This window comes from Brevundimonas sp., assembly GCF_016463295.1.
Classification (GTDB): domain Bacteria; phylum Pseudomonadota; class Alphaproteobacteria; order Caulobacterales; family Caulobacteraceae; genus Brevundimonas.
In genome coordinates, this window is the sequence record NZ_JAEMRO010000150.1 from 1 (window position 1) to 1,822 (window position 1,822).

Below are 1,822 nucleotides of genomic sequence, written 5' to 3' on the forward strand. Positions count from 1 at the left end.
GGGCCAGACAGACGCCAGCCTCGTTGGGGGTGCAGGGGCCCGGCGACAGCAGAACAGCTTCGGGCTTCAACGCCCAGGCCTCGGCCGCCGTCAGGTCGTCGTTGCGCACGACGCGCGTCTCCGCGCCCAACTCCGCGAGGTAGTGGACGAGGTTGTAGGTAAAGCTGTCGTAGTTATCGACGACCAGGATCATGCGGGCGGTTCTAGGGGGTGAGGGCGCTCACGCCAAGGTGCCGCGACAGTAAGCGCCCGTTAACCGGTTCTGTCCGATTTCGGGACAGCGAAACGGAGGGGCCCGTGACATCGATCGACTTCGACAAGGTGCGTTCGCTTCTGACGGTCAAGCCGACATCGGCAGGCAGTGCCTATGCCGCCCTGGCTGCGGCCGCGCTGGCAGCGTTGTCGGCCGTGGCCATGGCCGGGGTGATGGTTCTGGGTGCCGGTGTCAGCTTTCCCGACCCCGGCGAGATCAGCCAGACCCGCTAGCGATTGCCGAACGGATAGCGCCACGCGTCCTCGGCAGCCCGCATCGGGGCGTTGGCCTTGGCGCGGGTCTCGGCATATTCGGTGGCCGGGTCGCTGTCGGCGACGACACCCGCACCCGCCTGCACGAAAATCTGGCCATCGGTGAACAGGGCGGTACGCAAGACGATGCAGATGTCCGCCTCGCCGCCCGCCGAGATGTAGCCGACGCCCCCGCCATAGCCGACGCCACGCTTGGTCGTCTCCAGCTCATCGATGATCTCCATGGCCCGCACCTTGGGCGCGCCCGACAGAGTGCCGGCGGGCAAGGCGGCCAGCAAGGTGTCGACGGCGTCCAGTGAGGGGTCGGCCGCGCCCTGAACCTCCGAGACGATGTGCATGACCGAGCTGTAGCGCTCGATGCGGAAGCTCTCGATGACTTCGACCGTACCGGGAGCGGAGACTCGGCCAACGTCGTTCCGCCCCAGATCCAGCAGCATAAGATGCTCGGCCCGCTCCTTGGGATCAGCCAGCAGTTCGGTCTCCAGCGCGCGATCCGCTTCTGGCGTGTCGCCACGCGGGCGGGTACCGGCCAACGGGCGGATGGTGACGCGGCCATCCTTGAGCCGCACCAGGATTTCCGGGCTGGATCCGGCCAGCTGGAAGTCGCCGAAGTTCAGATAGAACAGATAGGGCGAGGGGTTCCGACGACGCAGGGAGCGATAGAAGGCAAACGGATCGCCGTCCCACGGAGCCGAGAACCGGTGGCTCAGCACCACCTGAAAGATGTCGCCCGCCGCGATATAGTCCTTGGCCTTGGCGACCAGGGCGCTGAAACCCGCACCGTCGACAGGCGAGGCGAAGGGAGCGATGTCGCTCGGGACGGCGGCGGGAATGGCGGGCAAAGGCGTACGCAGGTCCCGCTCGAAGGCGTCCAGACGCTCGACGGCCCGTCGCCATGCGGTTTCGGCATCCTCTCCGCCATCGGGATAGGCGGCGGAGACCAGGACGATCTCGTGACTGACCGAATCGAAGACCGCGACCAGGGTCGGACGGGTCAGGACGGCGTCGGGCAGGTTCAGCGGATCGGGATTAGCCTGGCCCAGCGGTTCCAGCAACCGGACCATGTCATAGCCGAAGACGCCGAAGAGGCCGGCGGCCATGGGCGGCAGACCCTCGGGCAGGGTGAAGCGCGAGGCCGCCATCAGACGGCGCAACGAAGTCAGGGCATCCTCTGCTTCGGGCGAAAATGTCTCGGTAGCGATGGCCGGGCCACGCGCGACCTCGGCTTGCCCATCGCGGCAACGCCACACGACATCCGGCTCGCGCGTGATGATGGAATAGCGGCCGTTGACGGCTC

2 protein-coding genes and 1 pseudogene are annotated in these 1,822 nt (G+C 67.1%); 1 reads left to right on the forward strand and 2 read right to left on the reverse strand.

What is annotated here, in order from left to right; genetic code table 11:
- A pseudogene (locus JHC81_RS14370) lies at window positions 1-193 on the reverse strand (aminodeoxychorismate/anthranilate synthase component II); the annotation flags it as partial.
- Between the two features lie 104 nt (window positions 194-297).
- Here JHC81_RS14370 and JHC81_RS14375 point away from each other — a divergent pair.
- Window positions 298-486 carry a hypothetical protein gene (locus tag JHC81_RS14375; RefSeq protein WP_292175805.1) on the forward strand — a complete coding sequence of 63 codons (189 nt, stop codon included), beginning with the start codon at window positions 298-300 and terminating at the stop codon, window positions 484-486.
- Here the strand turns inward: JHC81_RS14375 and trpE are convergent.
- On the reverse strand, window positions 483-1,822 hold a 1,340-nt coding region (trpE, locus tag JHC81_RS14380), incomplete at its 5' end, for an anthranilate synthase component I (RefSeq protein ID WP_292175807.1). The genes JHC81_RS14375 and trpE overlap by 4 nt on opposite strands.